General features: G+C 44.2%; 15 protein-coding genes. 7 read left to right on the top strand and 8 right to left on the bottom strand.

Translation table 11 applies throughout. The features are described from left to right. Positions 1-3 precede the first annotated feature (3 nt). The gene (locus tag GXP65_RS09775) at positions 4-744 is read left to right on the top strand and encodes an ABC transporter permease (RefSeq protein ID WP_045377857.1); all 741 of its coding nucleotides are present in this window, start codon (positions 4-6) and stop codon (positions 742-744) included. A 3-nt stretch (positions 745-747) separates the two neighbouring features. Further along, positions 748-1,425 (top strand): ABC transporter permease, encoded by a 678-nt coding sequence (locus GXP65_RS09770; protein WP_050913620.1) that lies wholly within the window; start codon positions 748-750, stop codon positions 1,423-1,425. 79 nt (positions 1,426-1,504) lie between these two features. Here the strand turns inward: GXP65_RS09770 and xthA are convergent, their stop codons facing one another. The 5 genes from xthA to dinG form a co-directional block, all read right to left on the bottom strand. After that, positions 1,505-2,311 carry an exodeoxyribonuclease III gene (xthA, locus tag GXP65_RS09765; protein ID WP_122019097.1) on the bottom strand — a complete coding sequence of 269 codons (807 nt, stop codon included), beginning with the start codon at positions 2,309-2,311 and terminating at the stop codon, positions 1,505-1,507. 119 nt (positions 2,312-2,430) lie between these two features. Continuing rightward, positions 2,431-2,595, bottom strand: a complete 165-nt coding sequence (gene rsmS, locus GXP65_RS09760; protein ID WP_005431885.1) for a pleiotropic regulatory protein RsmS — start codon at positions 2,593-2,595, stop codon at positions 2,431-2,433. Beyond that, complete coding sequence (locus GXP65_RS09755) at positions 2,595-3,140, bottom strand: primosomal replication protein (RefSeq protein ID WP_162092677.1); 546 nt, start codon at positions 3,138-3,140, stop codon at positions 2,595-2,597. The genes rsmS and GXP65_RS09755 overlap by 1 nt, the downstream gene beginning before the upstream one ends. Next, positions 3,137-3,922: a TSUP family transporter gene (locus GXP65_RS09750; protein WP_038889197.1), complete on the bottom strand. Its 786-nt coding sequence runs from the start codon at positions 3,920-3,922 to the stop codon at positions 3,137-3,139. Before GXP65_RS09750 ends, GXP65_RS09755 begins: the two co-directional genes overlap by 4 nt. A gap of 14 nt (positions 3,923-3,936) precedes the next feature. Further along, complete coding sequence (dinG, locus tag GXP65_RS09745; protein WP_045397681.1) at positions 3,937-6,012, bottom strand: ATP-dependent DNA helicase DinG; 2,076 nt, start codon at positions 6,010-6,012, stop codon at positions 3,937-3,939. A 516-nt stretch (positions 6,013-6,528) separates the two neighbouring features. Here dinG and GXP65_RS09740 point away from each other — a divergent pair. Further along, complete coding sequence (locus GXP65_RS09740) at positions 6,529-7,515, top strand: porin (protein WP_038889193.1); 987 nt, start codon at positions 6,529-6,531, stop codon at positions 7,513-7,515. Between the two features lie 264 nt (positions 7,516-7,779). Further along, positions 7,780-8,445, top strand: coding sequence for a DUF2057 domain-containing protein (locus GXP65_RS09735; protein ID WP_045397683.1), 666 nt, complete (start codon positions 7,780-7,782; stop codon positions 8,443-8,445). Positions 8,446-8,510: 65 nt separating this feature from the next. On the opposite strand, the gene GXP65_RS09730 is transcribed toward GXP65_RS09735, so the two are convergent. Further along, positions 8,511-9,221 carry a pseudouridine synthase gene (locus GXP65_RS09730; protein WP_051118812.1) on the bottom strand — a complete coding sequence of 237 codons (711 nt, stop codon included), beginning with the start codon at positions 9,219-9,221 and terminating at the stop codon, positions 8,511-8,513. 371 nt (positions 9,222-9,592) lie between these two features. Here GXP65_RS09730 and GXP65_RS09725 point away from each other — a divergent pair, with 371 nt between their 5' ends. After that, positions 9,593-11,818, top strand: a complete 2,226-nt coding sequence (locus tag GXP65_RS09725) for an NADP-dependent isocitrate dehydrogenase (RefSeq protein ID WP_162092676.1) — start codon at positions 9,593-9,595, stop codon at positions 11,816-11,818. Between the two features lie 146 nt (positions 11,819-11,964). Here the strand turns inward: GXP65_RS09725 and cspD are convergent, their stop codons facing one another. After that, positions 11,965-12,183: a cold shock domain-containing protein CspD gene (gene cspD, locus GXP65_RS09720; RefSeq protein WP_005427548.1), complete on the bottom strand. Its 219-nt coding sequence runs from the start codon at positions 12,181-12,183 to the stop codon at positions 11,965-11,967. A 710-nt stretch (positions 12,184-12,893) separates the two neighbouring features. On the opposite strand from cspD, the gene clpS reads away from it, so the two are divergent. Both clpS and clpA read left to right on the top strand, forming a co-directional pair. Next, positions 12,894-13,214 (top strand): ATP-dependent Clp protease adapter ClpS, encoded by a 321-nt coding sequence (gene clpS, locus GXP65_RS09715; protein WP_005427554.1) that lies wholly within the window; start codon positions 12,894-12,896, stop codon positions 13,212-13,214. A gap of 48 nt (positions 13,215-13,262) precedes the next feature. Beyond that, positions 13,263-15,533, top strand: coding sequence for an ATP-dependent Clp protease ATP-binding subunit ClpA (gene clpA / locus GXP65_RS09710; RefSeq protein WP_012127424.1), 2,271 nt, complete (start codon positions 13,263-13,265; stop codon positions 15,531-15,533). Positions 15,534-15,717: 184 nt separating this feature from the next. Here the strand turns inward: clpA and infA are convergent, their stop codons facing one another. Beyond that, positions 15,718-15,936 (bottom strand): translation initiation factor IF-1, encoded by a 219-nt coding sequence (infA, locus tag GXP65_RS09705; RefSeq protein ID WP_001040192.1) that lies wholly within the window; start codon positions 15,934-15,936, stop codon positions 15,718-15,720. Positions 15,937-15,969: the final 33 nt, after the last annotated feature.

The raw sequence follows: 15,969 nt of genomic DNA, 5'->3' as shown, positions 1-15,969 counted from the left end.
CCTATGCTGGATCTACAAGGATATGAAGCCTCGATCTTAAAAGGGGCTCTAGTAACCATAGAAGTCGCTGTACTTTCACTTCTTTTAGCCATGATTCTCGGTATGCTTGGTGCGTTAGCAAAACTGGCGCCTTACAAGTGGGCGAGAGCCATAGCGACACTTTACACCACCATTATTCGTGGCATTCCAGACCTTGTTTTGATGATGCTGATCTTCTTCGGTGGTCAAATTCTATTAAACAACAGTCTTTATTCGATCAATGAGACACTCAACGAGTGGTTTACTGCAAGTGACCCTAACCATGAGTGGACTTCTTACTTGCCTGATTATATTGACGTCAGCCCTTTTATTGCAGGCGTGCTGACCATTGGATTTATCTTTGGTGCTTACATGGCTGAGACGTTCCGTGGTGCGATCATGGCCGTAGACAAAGGCGAATTAGAGGCGGCAAAAGCTTATGGCATGAGTCCGGTAATGTCGTTTCGCAGAATCTTATTACCTCAAATGATTCGACATGCCTTACCTGGCTTTGGTAACAACTGGTTGGTTCTACTGAAAACGACGGCATTGGTTTCCATCATCGGTTTGGAAGACATGGTTCGCATGAGCTCATTGGCAGCAGGTACAACCAAGATGCCGTTCACCTTCTATATGGCTGTCGCGATCATCTTTTTGTTCTTTACCAGCGTTTCGACCGGTTTGCTTAAGCTGGTGGAACGTAAATTCAGTATTCACGCGAGGTAAGCCATGGATTTTTCATTGATAATTGAAAGCTTCCCGGTCTATCTTGATGGATTGTGGACGACAGTATGGCTTGTTGCGTTAGCGCTGGTGATTGGTCTATGTGTATCAATTCCCTTAGCTATCGCGCGTAACAGCACGAATTACGCATTAAGTTTGCCGTCATGGGCATTTATTTACTTTTTCCGTGGGACTCCATTGCTTGTGCAGCTTTACCTTATCTATTACGGTATGGACCAATTCTTCCCAGTGAAAGACACACTTTGGGAGCACGCTTGGTTCTGTGCCTTGGTGGCTTTCGTTCTTAATACTTCGGCTTACACGGCGGAAATCATTCGCGGCGCGATCAATGGTTTGCCAAAGGGCGAAGTTGAAGCCGCAAAAGCATACGGCATGAGCAAGTTTATGACATATCGCCGCATTATTTTGCCAAGTGCTTTGCGTCGTGCATTGCCAGCTTACTCCAATGAAGTCATCTTCATGCTTCATGGCAGTGCGGTCGCGGGTATTATTACCATTATGGATCTGACAGGGGCTGCTCGTTTGGTGAACTCTCGATACTACGCACCATTTGAGTCATTCCTAACAGCGGGGCTGTTCTATATGGCATTGACCTTCATTATCTTGTGGTGTTTTAAAATGGCAGAGAAACGCTTCTTGGCATACCTAAGGCCGTTAAGCTAAATCGTCACCAGCAAAATAGTGAATGAAAAGAAAAAGAGCGCCGATTGGCGCTCTTTTGGTTTTTTGGAAAGTGATTTCGCTATTGGAAAGTAGACCAGATCGGGGCGTGGTCAGAAGGCTTTTCAATACCACGTAGTTCATAATCGATATCTGATTCAACACACTTTTTCGCCAGCGATGGTGTCGCCAGAATAACGTCGATACGCAGGCCTCTATTATCATCGAAACCGCGAGAGCGATAATCAAACCATGAGAAACGGTCATTGACTTCTGGGTGCAGGTTACGGAAAGTATCTTCGAAGCCCCAGTCTAACAAGGTTTTCAACCATTCACGCTCTTCCGGTTGGAATGAGCATTTCCCTGTCTTCAACCAACGCTTACGGTTTGGTTCGCCAATGCCGATATCTGAATCAATTGGGCTGATGTTAATGTCTCCCATGACGATCAGTTGTTCATCGTTAGTGTGGTGATCGTTCAGGTAAGTCATCAAGTCCTTGTAAAACTGACGCTTATATGGGTATTTGATTTCGTGAGCGATATTGTCACCTTGAGGGAAGTAACCATTTAGAACTGTTACCTTCTCACCATTCTCATCTTCAAACGTCGCCATGATCATGCGCTTTTGATGTTCTTCATTATCGGTTGGGAAACCTTTTTGAACGCTGATCGGTTCTTGTTTGCATAGCATTGCCACACCGTAGTGGGCTTTTTGACCGTGAAAGTAAACTTTGTAGCCCATCGCCTCGACATCTTCGATAGGGAATGCTTCATCGTGTACCTTGATTTCTTGAAGACCAATCACGTCTGGTTGGTGTTTGTCGATAAGCGCTTGGAGTTGATGCAGACGCGCACGAAGTCCATTGATGTTAAAGCTAATTACTTTCATTTTTTATCCTTCTCAAGGGGCGTGTTTGCGTATGATGTTACCATTGCAACGGGAAGGTGCAAATGGTTCTCATGCAAGGGGGGGGGGAGACTAGTGAGACAAGGCCAAATAGCAAGTTGCTACTGTGCTTTAAGTTTGTTTTCCAGATCATTTTGCACGATCTTTAGCGCTTTGAGTGCAGTCTCAGGATCTATCTCGTTGGTTTCGAGCAGGTAAATTAAATCAACCGCGAGTTTGATCTCTGCTGGCGCGTCGTCGAGAGGAGATTTTGGCTGTTCTGACATTACTGGTTCTTTTCCCTATGAGTAATTTGGTTCTCTAATTTAAGCAGGGCTGCTTCGCAACGTTCTAGTCGTTGTTCGGTGGCGAGCAAGACTTTCTGAGCCTCTGCTCTAGCAAAGCTTGGTGCCATTTCGACCGCTCTTTGCTTCTCTAATACCATTTCGCGTAAACGGCGAGCCCACTCTTGATGCTGTGCCAATTCCTGGTACATCACATTGATGGGTTTTCGGAAGTGGCTGCTGTGCTTGATTTCACCTTTACGAATCTTAGTCGTGGAAATTTCACGTTGAATCGCGGTGATTTGTGCCACCAGACGCTCTGTTAAGTACTCAGCTCGAAGGGCTGTGAGCTTTCCTTCATTTTGCTCGCGGATGATAGCATCCAGTGTTGCATTTGCCTCTTTAACACATGGCGTAAGCAAACGAGAACGGCAATGAAACAAGCGCTCATCAAAGAGTGGAACATGATGCTCGCCGCGTTGGCGATCAAGCGCCGCTGCTTGGTTAGACATCTGTTCTAAGTTTTCAGAAAGCTGTTTAATGTTCATGTTAATCCCACAAACCACGCGTCATAGGCAAGTTTTATCGCCAACACACTGACCACAGTGACAAACACTGGGCGAATGAATTTGGAGCCAAACCGAATAGCGGAATGTGCGCCAACAAAAGCGCCAGCCATTAAACAGACTCCCATGGTTAAGCCTAGCACCCAGTTGATATGACCTAAAACAGCAAAAGTGATGAGAGAAGTAAAGTTGCTGGTGAAGTTCATTGCTTTTGCTAGGCCTGACGCAAGCAAGATGTTCAATCGATAAAGTGCCATCGAGCTTACTGTCCAAAAAGCACCGGTACCAGGGCCTGCTAGACCATCATAAAAGCCAATCGTAAACCCCTGTGCATACTGTTTTTTATTTAACATAGGGCACGGCTCTGGTGTTGGGCTCTGATGTGTTGATTGCGGTGTTTTGTGGAATACGGTGTACATGGCGGCCGCAAGAATAATAAGAGGTAAAACCTTCTCTAACCATTCTGTACTAATAGCATCAACAAACAGCGTTCCTAATGTCGCGCCAATGAGGGTTGCTACAAACGCTCTTCCCCAGCACTGTGGTTTGAACAAGCGCTTTCTATAATAAGTAAAGGCGGCAGTGGAAGAAGCAAAAGATGCAGCTAGTTTGTTGGTTCCTAATGCAATATGTGGCGGAAGTCCTAACGATAGCAAAGCGGGGACAGTAAGCATGCCTCCGCCACCGGCTACAGCATCAATAAATCCAGCAACAAAAGCGACTAGCGCCAAGACCAACAGCATGGTTGGCTCAATCATTTCCATAAATAGTTATTCTTCTAATATTCGATCTTGCGTTTAAACGGCGGAAGCGAGTCAATTAAAGCTTGCCCGTAGCGTTTTGTTACTAAACGTCTATCAAGGATGGTCACTCTACCAGAATCGCGTTCTTTGCGCAGTAAACGACCGACACTTTGAATCAGCTTTTTGCTCGCATCGGGAACGGTGATCTGCATAAATGGGTTTCCTCCTTTCTTCTCTATGTATTCCGAGTGAGCCTGTTCTACCGGCGAAGTAGGGACTCCAAATGGAATCTTAGTGATGATGAGGTTTTCTAGTAGTTCACCCGGTAAATCAAGGCCTTCTGAGAAGCTTCCTGTACCGAAAAGAATGCTAGTTTTCTGCTGATCTACGAGTTTTTTATGTTTTTTTAGAATTTCTGCACGTGAACTTTCGCCTTGAACTTGTAGTGCCCAGCCTCGTTTTATGAAGTCTGAACTTAACGCATCCGCCACTTGGTTCATTTGCCAATAAGAGGAGAATAATACTAAGTTTGCTTTGTTGTCTTCTAAATACTTAGGCAAAATCTCAATAAGATATTCGGTAAATTGCGGCGCTTGAGGCTCGTACCTCATTGCTGGAATCAAAAGCTCGGCTTGGTTTTGATAGTCGAACGGAGAAGCCAATGCTAAAAACTGAGTGCCAGACTCAGGTTTTGCATCGACACCAACTTGATGACAGAAATAGTTGAACGAGTTCAGAGCTCGCATTGTCGCAGATACGAGGACTGCACCAATACAGCGGCTCCAGATTTGTTGATCGAGTTGCCAGCCAATCTCTAGTGGAGAAACACTAACAATGTAATCACCTTCTCGGTCTGGGTGTTTTTCCAGCCATCGGGCCAAAGGGGCACCTTTGTCACGGGTAGGCTCTGCCATCAGATTCCACACCTGTGCAAGGTTTTCCAGGCGCTGAATGTAAAAACCCAATTCAGCGAGTGCTGGTTCTGCCAACCTTGATGAAAGTTCGCCATCTTTAACTCTTTCAGCAATAAGATCGGCGATCTTCGCAACACTTTGGTTTGCTTTTTTACTCAGTTGTTTGAGGTCTTTAGATTGGTTTTCTAACCACTCTGGCAGCTCACCATGTTCAAAGCGATAAATGTTTTCTTCAAACTGTGCAGGATCGAACTGTTTGGTTAGTTGGCTCAGTGCCGGGATGAGCTCTTGCACCGATTCCTGCAAATCATTGCGAAAACGCGCAACACGTTTCTCGTCTGCTAGAGATGAAAACTTACTGGTCGATTGATTAAGCTTTTCCAACCAAGCCGCTGCACCTTTCAAACTCGCAGAGGCGGATGCATGGTCGCGAGCGACATGGGGTAGGTGGTGGGCCTCGTCAAACACATAAATCGTGTTTTCAGGTTCAGGGAGAATCACGCCACCGCCTAAATCAGCATCAGCCATCACTAAAGAATGGTTCGCAATGATGACATCATTCTTGTCTAACTCTGAGCGAGCTTTCTGAAAAGGGCAGTTGCGATGGGCTGGTAAGCTGTTATTGCAGCTGTGCTTATCACTCACAATAAGCTGCCATAGACGGTCATCTATTGGTTTTGGCCAAGAGTCACGGTCGCCATCCCACTTACCTTGAGCAAGAGAACGATACATGGTCTCTAGGAGTTCGATGTCTTTTTTCTTAGGCTTGGTCTCAAACATCGCTAGCTGGCCACCATCTACACCACTGGCTGTAGCAAGCTTTTCTGCGCAGCAATAGCGTTGACGCCCTTTAGCAAGAATAAAAGAAAACTCTCGATCCGTAATTCGGCGGAAAAGAGGGAGGTCTTTATTCACCAATTGCTCTTGCAAGGCCACTGTCGCAGTTGAAATCACTACTTTGCGGTTGTTGTAAACCGCGACAGGAATCGCCGCCATTAAATAGGAGAGTGACTTACCGATGCCAGTCCCTGCCTCGGCTACCAGCATTCGATTTGATTTGTGGTATTGCCCGCATAGCGTTTTTGCGATCTCAGCGACGAGGTAGTTTTGTGCTCGTCTCGGAACAAAGTTATCCAGTTGAGCTTGCAAGTTCTGATAACTGGTTCGAATCGATTTTTGGATGTTACTGGTTAGCATACGGGCCTCAAGTACGTTGGAGGCGCATAGTAGCACACATCACTGGTTCGACAGTAGTTCACAAAATGGAATGCTTTTGTGCGGAATGTAGATCTTGTTCACAAAAAAATATTGAACTCCAACTAAATGAAAATAATTTCATTAGGCGAAAAATATAAAGCTTCAAAAATGCCATTCTTATAGTCATATGTTCTGTTTTTGTCTTTGTTTTTGTAATTTGCAGGTGTTTTGTATTTGTTATTTACGAATCACTAAATTACGAAAAATCAAGTTTGTAGTTTAGAACTTCATCGAATAATTTAAATGTAAATTTTTAAATTATTGTTTTTAAAGTATATTTTTGTTCTTTGATATTTCTATTTAGAAAATTTGACAGGCAGAATAATCTTTTGCACTCTAGTGCCCAGATTTTGCAGACCAATCATTGTTACGTTTCGATAACAAGCGGTTTCAAAAATATAAAAAAAGGGAATCGGACAAGGATATCCCGAACTAAGAAAAGGCAGTGGATTAATTATGAAAAAGACTCTAGTAGCTCTAGCAGTAGCAGGCATCTCTACGTCTGCACTAGCAGCAGGCAACATCTACGACAACGGTACGACTTCTTTCAACCTTAAAGGTGAGATCGATACTTACGTAAGTACTGTAGAAGGCAAGGAAAACGGCGCAACTACAACTAAACGTGATGTAGACGTTGATCTTTGGGCTAAGATTCAAATCGATTCTGAGCACAAACTAAACGAAGACGTAACTCTATTCGGCTCATTTGAGCTAGAAAACGGTGAGTTCTTCGATAAAGACAGCAGCTCTGACCACGCTCGCGTACGTACAGATGACCTATACTTCGGTGCTTACTTCGGTGACAACTGGGGTGTGGCTCTAGGTGAAGTTGGTGACTTCGGTGACTCTCTAGACGCAATCACTATCGACAACACCAACGAAGGTCTTGGTTACGTTGATGATTTCGTAAAATCAAAAGAAAGTGCTGGTCACGCTGTTTCAGTTAAAGGTAGCTTCGACAAGCTAACTGTTATCGCTGATGCATACCTAGATCAAAACGAGAAAATCGACACTGCATTCGGTCTATCTGCACAATACGCAATCAACGAAATGTTCACTGTTGGTGCTTCTTACCAAGATCAAGAGAACCGTGACGTTGCTGGTACTGATTACCAAGTAATGGGTGCAGCTGTTCGTTTCAACATGGACAACTTCTCTGCTGCAGTTAACTACGTTGCTGAAGAACTAAACAAAGCTGACCAAGATACATGGTCTGCAGTAGCTGCTTACCAAATGAACGAAGCACGCGTTTACACTTCATTTGGTTTCACTGAGTACGAAGGTGACCACGACCAGTCTTACTACACGTTTGGTGCTGACTACGCTGTAACTGGTAACGTTCTAACGTTCATCGAATACACTGCAAGCGAAAACGACAATAAAGATGCTTCTACGAAACTTGAAGCTGACCTAGTTGTTGCTGGTGTTTACTACACGTTCTAATCTCAGAACTTAAGTAGATATAGTAAAGGTCGCATTTATTGCGGCCTTTTTTATATTAAAAGCTTGTATCTCCTTAGGCCCCTGAAAGCATGGACTAAGTGAGTACATGAAGATTTATGAGACTTGAATGCGCTTACCAATTATCTACAGTCAATGATGTAGAAATGGTTGGCTTTTCTGCAATGATTTCCTCAAACTGTGATGAATGGTAAGCGATATTTAACTTTTTTGATGTGATTAATTGAATTTTAAGGTTATTAGGATATGAGACTGAAAGCTTGGACTGTAGCATTTGTACTTGGGTTGTTTGGTACAACAGCGAACGCAGACACAACAAATAGAGCTGATACTTCAGCAACCCTAACTACCGCTCAAGGCGTTCAAGTACTGTTTGTAAATGGCGTTAGCGCGGATGATTTGAGTGAACCGTTTGGTCTTGTTGATGGCTCTAACCAAGTAGTTGTAAAAGTAAATAAAGCGATTGGGCGTGGCGATAAACGTACTCAAGTTTACTCTGCACCATACATTCTTGGTTTTAGTTCTGGCGCGGGTGAGCTTTATATTGATGCGCCATCTTTTAGAGAAAAACGTCAGGCAGACAAGCTGTTTGAGCAAGATAAAATGGACTGGAAAGTAAGTTTCAACGATAAGTCTATTGATTACTCGCAATATAAAATGCCAGGTGAGAAAGGCGCGTTCCCTTATTCAAACCTTGATGAGCAACTAGCGGTGTACAATGAAGCTAATGGCGTTTTCTTTGCAAACGGTAAGAGAGTCGAATTGTCTGAGCTACAAGCAGCGACGGCTGTAACAGCAACCAGCAAAAGCGCGCAAAGAGTAAAATCACCCGTAACAAAAGCGAAGATTGCCTACCTAGAAATGACAGACGAAGAGCGTCAAGCATTCATGAAGTGGGTTGCTCAACAATAATCGTTATTGGTAACGAAAAAAACTAAAAAAAGCAGGTGATTGCCTGCTTTTATGTTTTTTGAGGTTTAAGCCTGGAGCTTTATTTCTCGCCACTCCCCTGGCTTTAAATCGTCAAGAGCAATACCGCCCATCGAGTAACGAACTAAACGCAGCGTTGGGAAGCCAATGTGCGCGGTCATACGTCTTACCTGACGGTTTCTCCCTTCTATAATAGTGATAGCTAACCAAGTTGTTGGAATGTTTGCTCGAAAGCGGACAGGCGGAGTTCTTTCCCAGATCTCTGGCTCAGGCATCACTTCTACTTTTGCTGGCAATGTCATGCCATCTTTCAATTCAACGCCTTTACGTAGTTTTTCCAAGTCCTCTTCAGTCGGAGCACCGTCTACTTGCACCCAATACGTCTTTGGTGACTTTGATTGAGGTTGGGTCAACTTAGCCTGCAGAATGCCGTCGTTAGTGAGCACCATCAAACCTTCGCTGTCTCTGTCTAATCGGCCTGCCGCATAAACATCTTTTACAGGAATATAATCAGCTAGCGTTTTACGGCCATCGCCATCAGTAAATTGGCTTAACGTGTCATAGGGCTTATTGAAAATGACCACCTTACGATCTTCGGGTGCAATACGCGGTTTAGCGGATTTTGAAGAACGGGTAGGGCGACTAGGTCGATTTTTAGCCTGTCCATTTGAATGATTTGGCTTACCAGAGCGTTTAAAATGGCTCGGTTTAGAATGGTTACTACGGCGACCTTTTTCATGACCCGTGCGAGATGACATGTTAACTACCTTGCAAAAATGTAAATGAACTGTGTTTGAAAGTTTTATGTTTTCTTCTTATCGGCTATCATTTGCGCGCCTAAAACTAACAAAAGTGCACAGAATAATAGACTATTTCGTGTTATTTGTTTAATGATATAGCCAAGTTGCTTTTAGTGAGGTGTTTTTGCAAAAGAACTTCATGAAAGCAAACTTGGCACAAAGTGCACTCATGGATAGAGAGCCATAGAGCTTCAAACTATAAGAAAGAGTGCAAACCGCATGTCGCGTTGGTGAGGAGGAATGCACTACTAACGTTAAGCACTGCGTAAATTCAACGAACTCAGTTGCTGAGTTGTTCAGCTTAGTTGAGTAAAAAATAGGGAAATTTCATGCCTACAGAAAAACCTACAATTATCTACACAATCACTGATGAAGCCCCGGCGTTAGCAACCTATTCATTACTACCAATCATTCAATCGTTTACTGCATCGTCTGGCATTAATGTAGATACTCGTGATATTTCGTTAGCAGGTCGTATCATCGCTAACTTCCCAGAGCATTTAAAAGAAGAGCAGCGCATCGGTGACGCGCTAGCAGAACTTGGCGAGTTGGCGAAAACGCCTGAAGCGAACATCATCAAACTTCCAAACATTTCTGCATCTATCCCGCAGTTAAAAGCTGCTATTAAAGAGTTGCAAGCGAAAGGCTACGAGCTACCAAACTACCCTGAAGAGCCAAGCACTTACGAAGAAGAAGCGATCAAAGCGACTTACGACAAAATCAAAGGTAGTGCGGTTAACCCAGTTTTGCGTGAAGGTAACTCAGACCGTCGTGCACCACTTTCAGTGAAGAACTACGCAAAGAAAAACCCGCATTCAATGGGCGCGTGGTCAGCAGACTCTCAATCTCACGTTTCAAGCATGGCTGACAACGATTTCTTCGGTAGTGAAAAATCGACGACTATCTCAGGTGCTACCGACGTTAAAATCGAATTTGTTGCTGCTGATGGTTCGGTAAAAGAACTTAAATCAGCATTCCCTCTGCAAGATAAAGAAGTGATCGATTGTTCAGTAATGAACAAGAAAGCGCTTGTTGAGTTCTTCGAGAAAGAAATTGCAGAAGCAAAACAGCAAGATGTACTGCTCTCTCTACATATGAAAGCAACCATGATGAAGGTATCGGACCCAGTTATCTTCGGTCACGCAGTTAAGGTTTACTACAAAGACGTATTTGCGAAATACGGTAAGCTGTTTGAAGAGCTAGGCGTTGATGTAAACAACGGTATCGGTGACGTATATGCGAAGATTGAAGCGCTACCTGCAGAACAAAAAGCAGAAATCGAAGCAGCTATTCTTGCGGTATACGAAACGCAACCAGCACTAGCTATGGTGGATTCAGATCGCGGTATTACTAACCTACACGTACCAAGCGATATCATTGTTGATGCTTCTATGCCTGCAATGCTGCGTGCTTCTGGCCAAATGTGGGGACCAGACGGCAAGCAGAAAGATACGAAAGCAATGATTCCAGATCGTAGCTACGCGGGTATTTACCAAGCGGTGATCGACTTCTGTAAAGAGCACGGTGCGTTTGACCCAACAACAATGGGTAGCGTTCCAAACGTCGGTCTAATGGCCCAAAAAGCTGAAGAGTACGGTTCTCACGACAAGACCTTCATCTTAGATGCAGCAGGCAGTGTGCGTGTTGTAGATGCTTCTGGTGCGGTTCTTCTTGAACAAGCGGTAGAAGAAGGTGACATCTTCCGTATGTGTCAGGTGAAAGACGCGCCAATTCAAGACTGGGTGAAACTTGCTGTTACTCGTGCTCGTGCTTCAGGTGCTCCAGCGGTATTCTGGCTAGACGAAGCGCGTGCTCACGATGCAGAGCTTATCAAGAAAGTAAATGCATACCTTCCTGCACACGACACTTCAGGTCTAGAAATTAAGATCCTTGCACCAATCGATGCATGTAAATTCTCTCTAGAGCGTATCAAAGAAGGTCTAGATACAATCTCGGTAACAGGTAACGTACTTCGTGACTACCTAACTGATTTGTTCCCAATTCTGGAGCTTGGTACTTCTGCGAAGATGCTATCTATTGTGCCACTAATGAACGGTGGTGGTTTATTTGAAACGGGTGCAGGTGGTTCAGCACCTAAACACGTTCAACAGGTAGAAAAAGAAAACCACCTACGTTGGGATTCTTTGGGTGAGTTCCTTGCACTTGCGGCGTCGCTTGAGCATCTAAGCACGGTTGCTGGCAATGCAAAAGCACAGGTACTTGCCGATGCACTTGATAAAGCAACGGGTGAGTTCCTAGACAACAACAAGTCACCATCACGTAAAGTTGGTGAGTTGGATAACCGTGGTAGCCACTACTACCTTGCGTCTTACTGGGCGAAAGCACTCGCTGAGCAAACGGCAGATGCTGATCTAGCGGCTGAGTTTGTGCCAGTAGCAGCCGCGCTTGCGCAGCAAGAAGAAGCGATTGTTTCCGAGCTAAACAATGCACAGGGTGTGAAAGGTGAGCTAGGCGGTTACTATTCACTGGATGATGCGCTAGCTTCTACATTGATGCGCCCGAGCGCAACGCTGAACGCAATCATCAATAAATAACCTTGTACGCGCTATTTCGGTAGCGCGTAGTTAAGACTTATAAAAACAATAAACCCGCTTTACGCGGGTTTATTTTTCTCTTCATGAAAACAGACAATTTGTGCTTTCACGAGAGCAAATGGTTTGTCTTTCCGACAGCGCTCGATTTATTTGGCTTGGCCTTCTATTGGCACTACGCTACTTGCGTGTGAACCTTTTGGACCTTTTTCAATCTCGTATGAGACTTGTTGGCCTGCTTTCAGTGTACGATAACCGTCCATTTGGATAGTTGAGTAGTGGGCGAAAATGTCTCCTTCCTCTTCGTCTGAACAAATAAACCCAAATCCCTTGGCATTGTTAAACCACTTTACTGTACCTGTAGCCATGCTTTTACATCCCTCATGCATTTTTTACTGATGTTGTTACTTCTCCAAGCTATCCCTTTAGCTTGACCTCATTGTTAGCCGTTGCTTTGTTCGTAATTGCTAACACACGTCGAGTGAGCATATCCATATTCATCAGGGTGTTAGAAAACCAACAAACCCAGAATGAGGATTTATGCATCAACACATTCCACTGTAGTCAATGAATCTCGACAGTCAATAGTGAAAGACAACAAACAGAAACATATTTGAAAACAAATCACTTTTGAGATTAACAACTTTGCAAAGTTATTTATGGGCGTTTGCCGAAGTTTAGTGAAAATCTCTGTAAGGTTCTGATATAAGGAAGATGAATACTAGATGTGAAGATTACATTAGAAGATTCTACTGAATGAATAAAAAGTACGGTTTTCGTGATATTTAGTGTTTTTTCCCTGTAACTGTGATCTTGGCAGAATAAGAGAGGGTAATTACAGAGGATGAAGTGTGTCGAATATTTGTGAATCTAACGGCAAAAATATCGCGCCTCAGTGATAAAAATCTTTTATTTGCGCGCCTGCCGGAGGTGCATTAGTCTCTATATGAGGACGCAAATTTTATCTATCAAATTCGAATTAGGTGCCATATCTCACTACACCGCATGGTATGCTTATGGTAGATTGTTTTTATAGGTCGAAAACATCAACCCTTTGATACGATATCTTTGAATTGCCATGAGTAAAAATTTTGAATGGGTGACTCCAGACTCTGATCTTCTGGAGAGAGAAAGTACAAAAGTTCAGCCACCAAAGCTATATAACGTTGTACTCAACAATGATGACTACACACCTATGGATTTCGTCATAGAGGTACTTGAGCGATTCTTCTCACACGATATTGATAAAGCAACGCAAATCATGCTCAAGATTCACTATGAAGGAAAGGCAATTTGTGGCACATACAGTGCAGAAATTGCTGAAACAAAAGTAGCGCAAGTGACGATGTACTCAAGGGAAAATGAGCATCCGCTACTATGTACTATGGAGCAAGCGTAATAAGAAGACTTGCTCGAGCAACCCAAGTTGTTCTTTCGGGAGGTACTTATGCTAAATAAAGAACTAGAGTCAAGCCTTAACGGTGCATTCGCTCGTGCACGTGATAAACGCCACGAGTTCATGACTGTCGAACACCTCCTACTTGCATTATTAGAAAATGATGCAGCTAAGGAAGCCCTTCTAGCCTGCAAAGCGGACCTTGATGCTTTGCGAAATGAACTCGATATTTTTATCGACCAAACAACGCCGCTCATCCCAGAAAGTGATGAGACGCGCGAAACCCAGCCGACATTGAGTTTCCAGCGTGTACTTCAACGCGCCGTCTTCCATGTTCAGTCGTCTGGCCGCAGTGAAGTGACTGGGGCAAATGTCCTCGTTGCCATTTTCAGTGAGCAAGAGTCTCACGCTGCTTACCTACTTAAAAAGAACGATATCTCTCGTTTGGACATTGTTAACTTTATTTCTCACGGCATCACTAAAGCATCGGGTTCAAGTGAAGATTCTTCTTCATCTGATTCGTTTGGCTCAGAAGCACCTGAAGAAACCAACCCAGAAGAGCGTCTGGAAAGCTTTGCAACGAACCTAAACCAAGTTGCGAAAGCGGGTAATATCGACCCATTGATTGGCCGTGACAAAGAGCTTGAGCGCACGATTCAAGTGCTGTGCCGTCGTCGTAAGAACAACCCATTACTTGTGGGTGAAGCTGGCGTAGGTAAAACGGCCATCGCGGAAGGTCTTGCGTGGAGAATTGTAGAAGGCCAAGTGCCTGAAGTGATTCAAAATAGTGTGATTTATTCCTTAGATATCGGTTCTCTACTGGCTGGCACTAAATACCGTGGTGATTTTGAGAAACGCTTTAAGTCAGTTTTGAAGCAGCTTGAGAAAGAAGAAGATGCGATTCTGTTCATTGATGAAATCCATACCATCATCGGTGCGGGTGCAGCTTCTGGCGGTCAAGTTGACGCTGCTAACCTGATCAAACCTCTACTGAGTAGCGGTAAGTTGCGTTGTATCGGTTCAACGACGTACCAAGAGTACAGCAACATCTTTGAGAAAGAACGCGCGCTATCTCGTCGCTTCCAAAAGATCGATGTAGTAGAGCCTTCTTTGGATGATACGACGAAGATTTTGATTGGCCTTAAGCCTAAGTACGAAGCTCACCACGAAGTGCGTTACACCAACAAAGCATTGCGTGCTGCTGTAGAGCTATCGGCGAAGTACATTAACGAACGTCATCTACCAGATAAAGCCATTGATGTGATTGATGAGGCGGGTGCACGTAGCCGTCTAGCACCAGCAAGTCGTCGTAAGAAAACGGTCGGCGTAGCAGACATCGAAGCGATGGTTGCGAAAATGGCTCGTATTCCAGAGAAATCAGTGTCGTCTTCAGACAAAGACATTCTGAAGAATCTGGATGATAAGATGAAGATGCTTGTATTCGGTCAAGACACGGCGATTGATGCGCTGTCTGAAGCCATCAAGTTATCTCGTGCAGGTCTTGGCGTGGATAACAAACCAGTTGGTTCATTCTTGTTTGCGGGCCCTACAGGGGTTGGTAAAACCGAAGTTACTGTTCAGCTTTCTAAGTTGCTTGGTATCGAACTTCTGCGCTTCGATATGTCTGAGTACGGCGAACGTCATTCAGTCAGCCGCCTAATCGGTGCGCCTCCAGGCTACGTGGGCTATGACCAAGGCGGTCTGTTGACTGACGCTGTGCTTAAGCATCCACACTCAGTGGTTCTGCTTGATGAAATCGAGAAAGCACACCCAGATATCTTTAACTTGCTACTGCAAGTGATGGATAACGGTACGCTAACAGATAACAATGGTCGTAAAGCTGACTTCCGTAATGTCATTCTTGTTATGACAACCAACGCTGGTGTGGCCGAGACTGAGAAGAAATCTATCGGTCTTATCCAACAAGATAATAGTCATGATGCGATGGCGGAAATCAAGAAGGTGTTCACACCAGAATTCCGTAACCGTCTAGATAATATCATTTGGTTCAATAGCCTAGATGAAGCGGTGATCCACCAAGTGGTTGACAAGTTCATCGTGGAGCTTCAAGTTCAATTGGATGCTCGTGGCGTATCAATGGAAGTGTCGCAGGATGCTCGTCATTGGTTGGCACACAAAGGTTATGACAAAGCGATGGGCGCGCGTCCAATGGGACGTGTTATCCAAGAGCAGCTTAAGAAACCTTTGGCGAATGAACTTCTGTTCGGCTCATTGGTTGACGGTGGTACAGTGAAGGTAACGCTAGTGAAAGACGAGCTTAAGTTTGAATACCTAAGCGAGAAAGAAGCAGCACTTCACTAATTCTTTGTTGAAATCTATGTTAAAAGCGTGCGTCTAGGCGTGCGCTTTTTTGTGTCTACAAGGATGGAGCAGCCTGTGGAGTGTATTAAAACTCCCAAAAGTCAGCTTGGTATTGAGAGCAAAAAACAGACAATAAAAAACGGAGCCTTGAGCTCCGTTTTTTATTGTATTCGAAAATCAGAGATTAACGAGCACGGAAGACGATGCGGCCTTTAGAAAGGTCGTATGGAGTCATCTCTACAGTTACTTTATCACCAGTAAGGATACGGATGTAGTTCTTACGCATCTTGCCAGAGATGTGTGCAGTCACAACGTGACCGTTTTCAAGTTCAACGCGGAACATAGTGTTTGGTAGAGTGTCAAGCACAGTGCCTTGCATCTCAATTACGTCTTCTTTAGCCATTTAATCCTCTTTAGAAATTAGGCGGTATTAGCG

Origin of the sequence: Vibrio sp. LB10LO1, from assembly GCF_010092875.1 — a bacterium.
GTDB lineage: Bacteria > Pseudomonadota > Gammaproteobacteria > Enterobacterales > Vibrionaceae > Vibrio > Vibrio campbellii.
The sequence above is the reverse complement of the archived record's forward strand: the minus strand, read 5'-3'. Positions and strand labels throughout refer to the sequence as shown.

Bases quoted from the DNA above. Each gene is read 5' to 3' on its own strand.
- GXP65_RS09775 (WP_045377857.1), top strand. From the start codon at position 4: ATGCTGGATCTACAAGGATATGAAGCCTCGATCTTAAAAGGGGCTCTA.
- GXP65_RS09770 (WP_050913620.1), top strand. From the start codon at position 748: ATGGATTTTTCATTGATAATTGAAAGCTTCCCGGTCTATCTTGATGGA.
- xthA (WP_122019097.1), bottom strand. From the start codon at position 2,311: ATGAAAGTAATTAGCTTTAACATCAATGGACTTCGTGCGCGTCTGCAT.
- rsmS (WP_005431885.1), bottom strand. From the start codon at position 2,595: ATGTCAGAACAGCCAAAATCTCCTCTCGACGACGCGCCAGCAGAGATC.
- GXP65_RS09755 (WP_162092677.1), bottom strand. From the start codon at position 3,140: ATGAACATTAAACAGCTTTCTGAAAACTTAGAACAGATGTCTAACCAA.
- GXP65_RS09750 (WP_038889197.1), bottom strand. From the start codon at position 3,922: ATGGAAATGATTGAGCCAACCATGCTGTTGGTCTTGGCGCTAGTCGCT.
- dinG (WP_045397681.1), bottom strand. From the start codon at position 6,012: ATGCTAACCAGTAACATCCAAAAATCGATTCGAACCAGTTATCAGAAC.
- GXP65_RS09740 (WP_038889193.1), top strand. From the start codon at position 6,529: ATGAAAAAGACTCTAGTAGCTCTAGCAGTAGCAGGCATCTCTACGTCT.
- GXP65_RS09735 (WP_045397683.1), top strand. From the start codon at position 7,780: ATGAGACTGAAAGCTTGGACTGTAGCATTTGTACTTGGGTTGTTTGGT.
- GXP65_RS09730 (WP_051118812.1), bottom strand. From the start codon at position 9,221: ATGTCATCTCGCACGGGTCATGAAAAAGGTCGCCGTAGTAACCATTCT.
- GXP65_RS09725 (WP_162092676.1), top strand. From the start codon at position 9,593: ATGCCTACAGAAAAACCTACAATTATCTACACAATCACTGATGAAGCC.
- cspD (WP_005427548.1), bottom strand. From the start codon at position 12,183: ATGGCTACAGGTACAGTAAAGTGGTTTAACAATGCCAAGGGATTTGGG.
- clpS (WP_005427554.1), top strand. From the start codon at position 12,894: ATGAGTAAAAATTTTGAATGGGTGACTCCAGACTCTGATCTTCTGGAG.
- clpA (WP_012127424.1), top strand. From the start codon at position 13,263: ATGCTAAATAAAGAACTAGAGTCAAGCCTTAACGGTGCATTCGCTCGT.
- infA (WP_001040192.1), bottom strand. From the start codon at position 15,936: ATGGCTAAAGAAGACGTAATTGAGATGCAAGGCACTGTGCTTGACACT.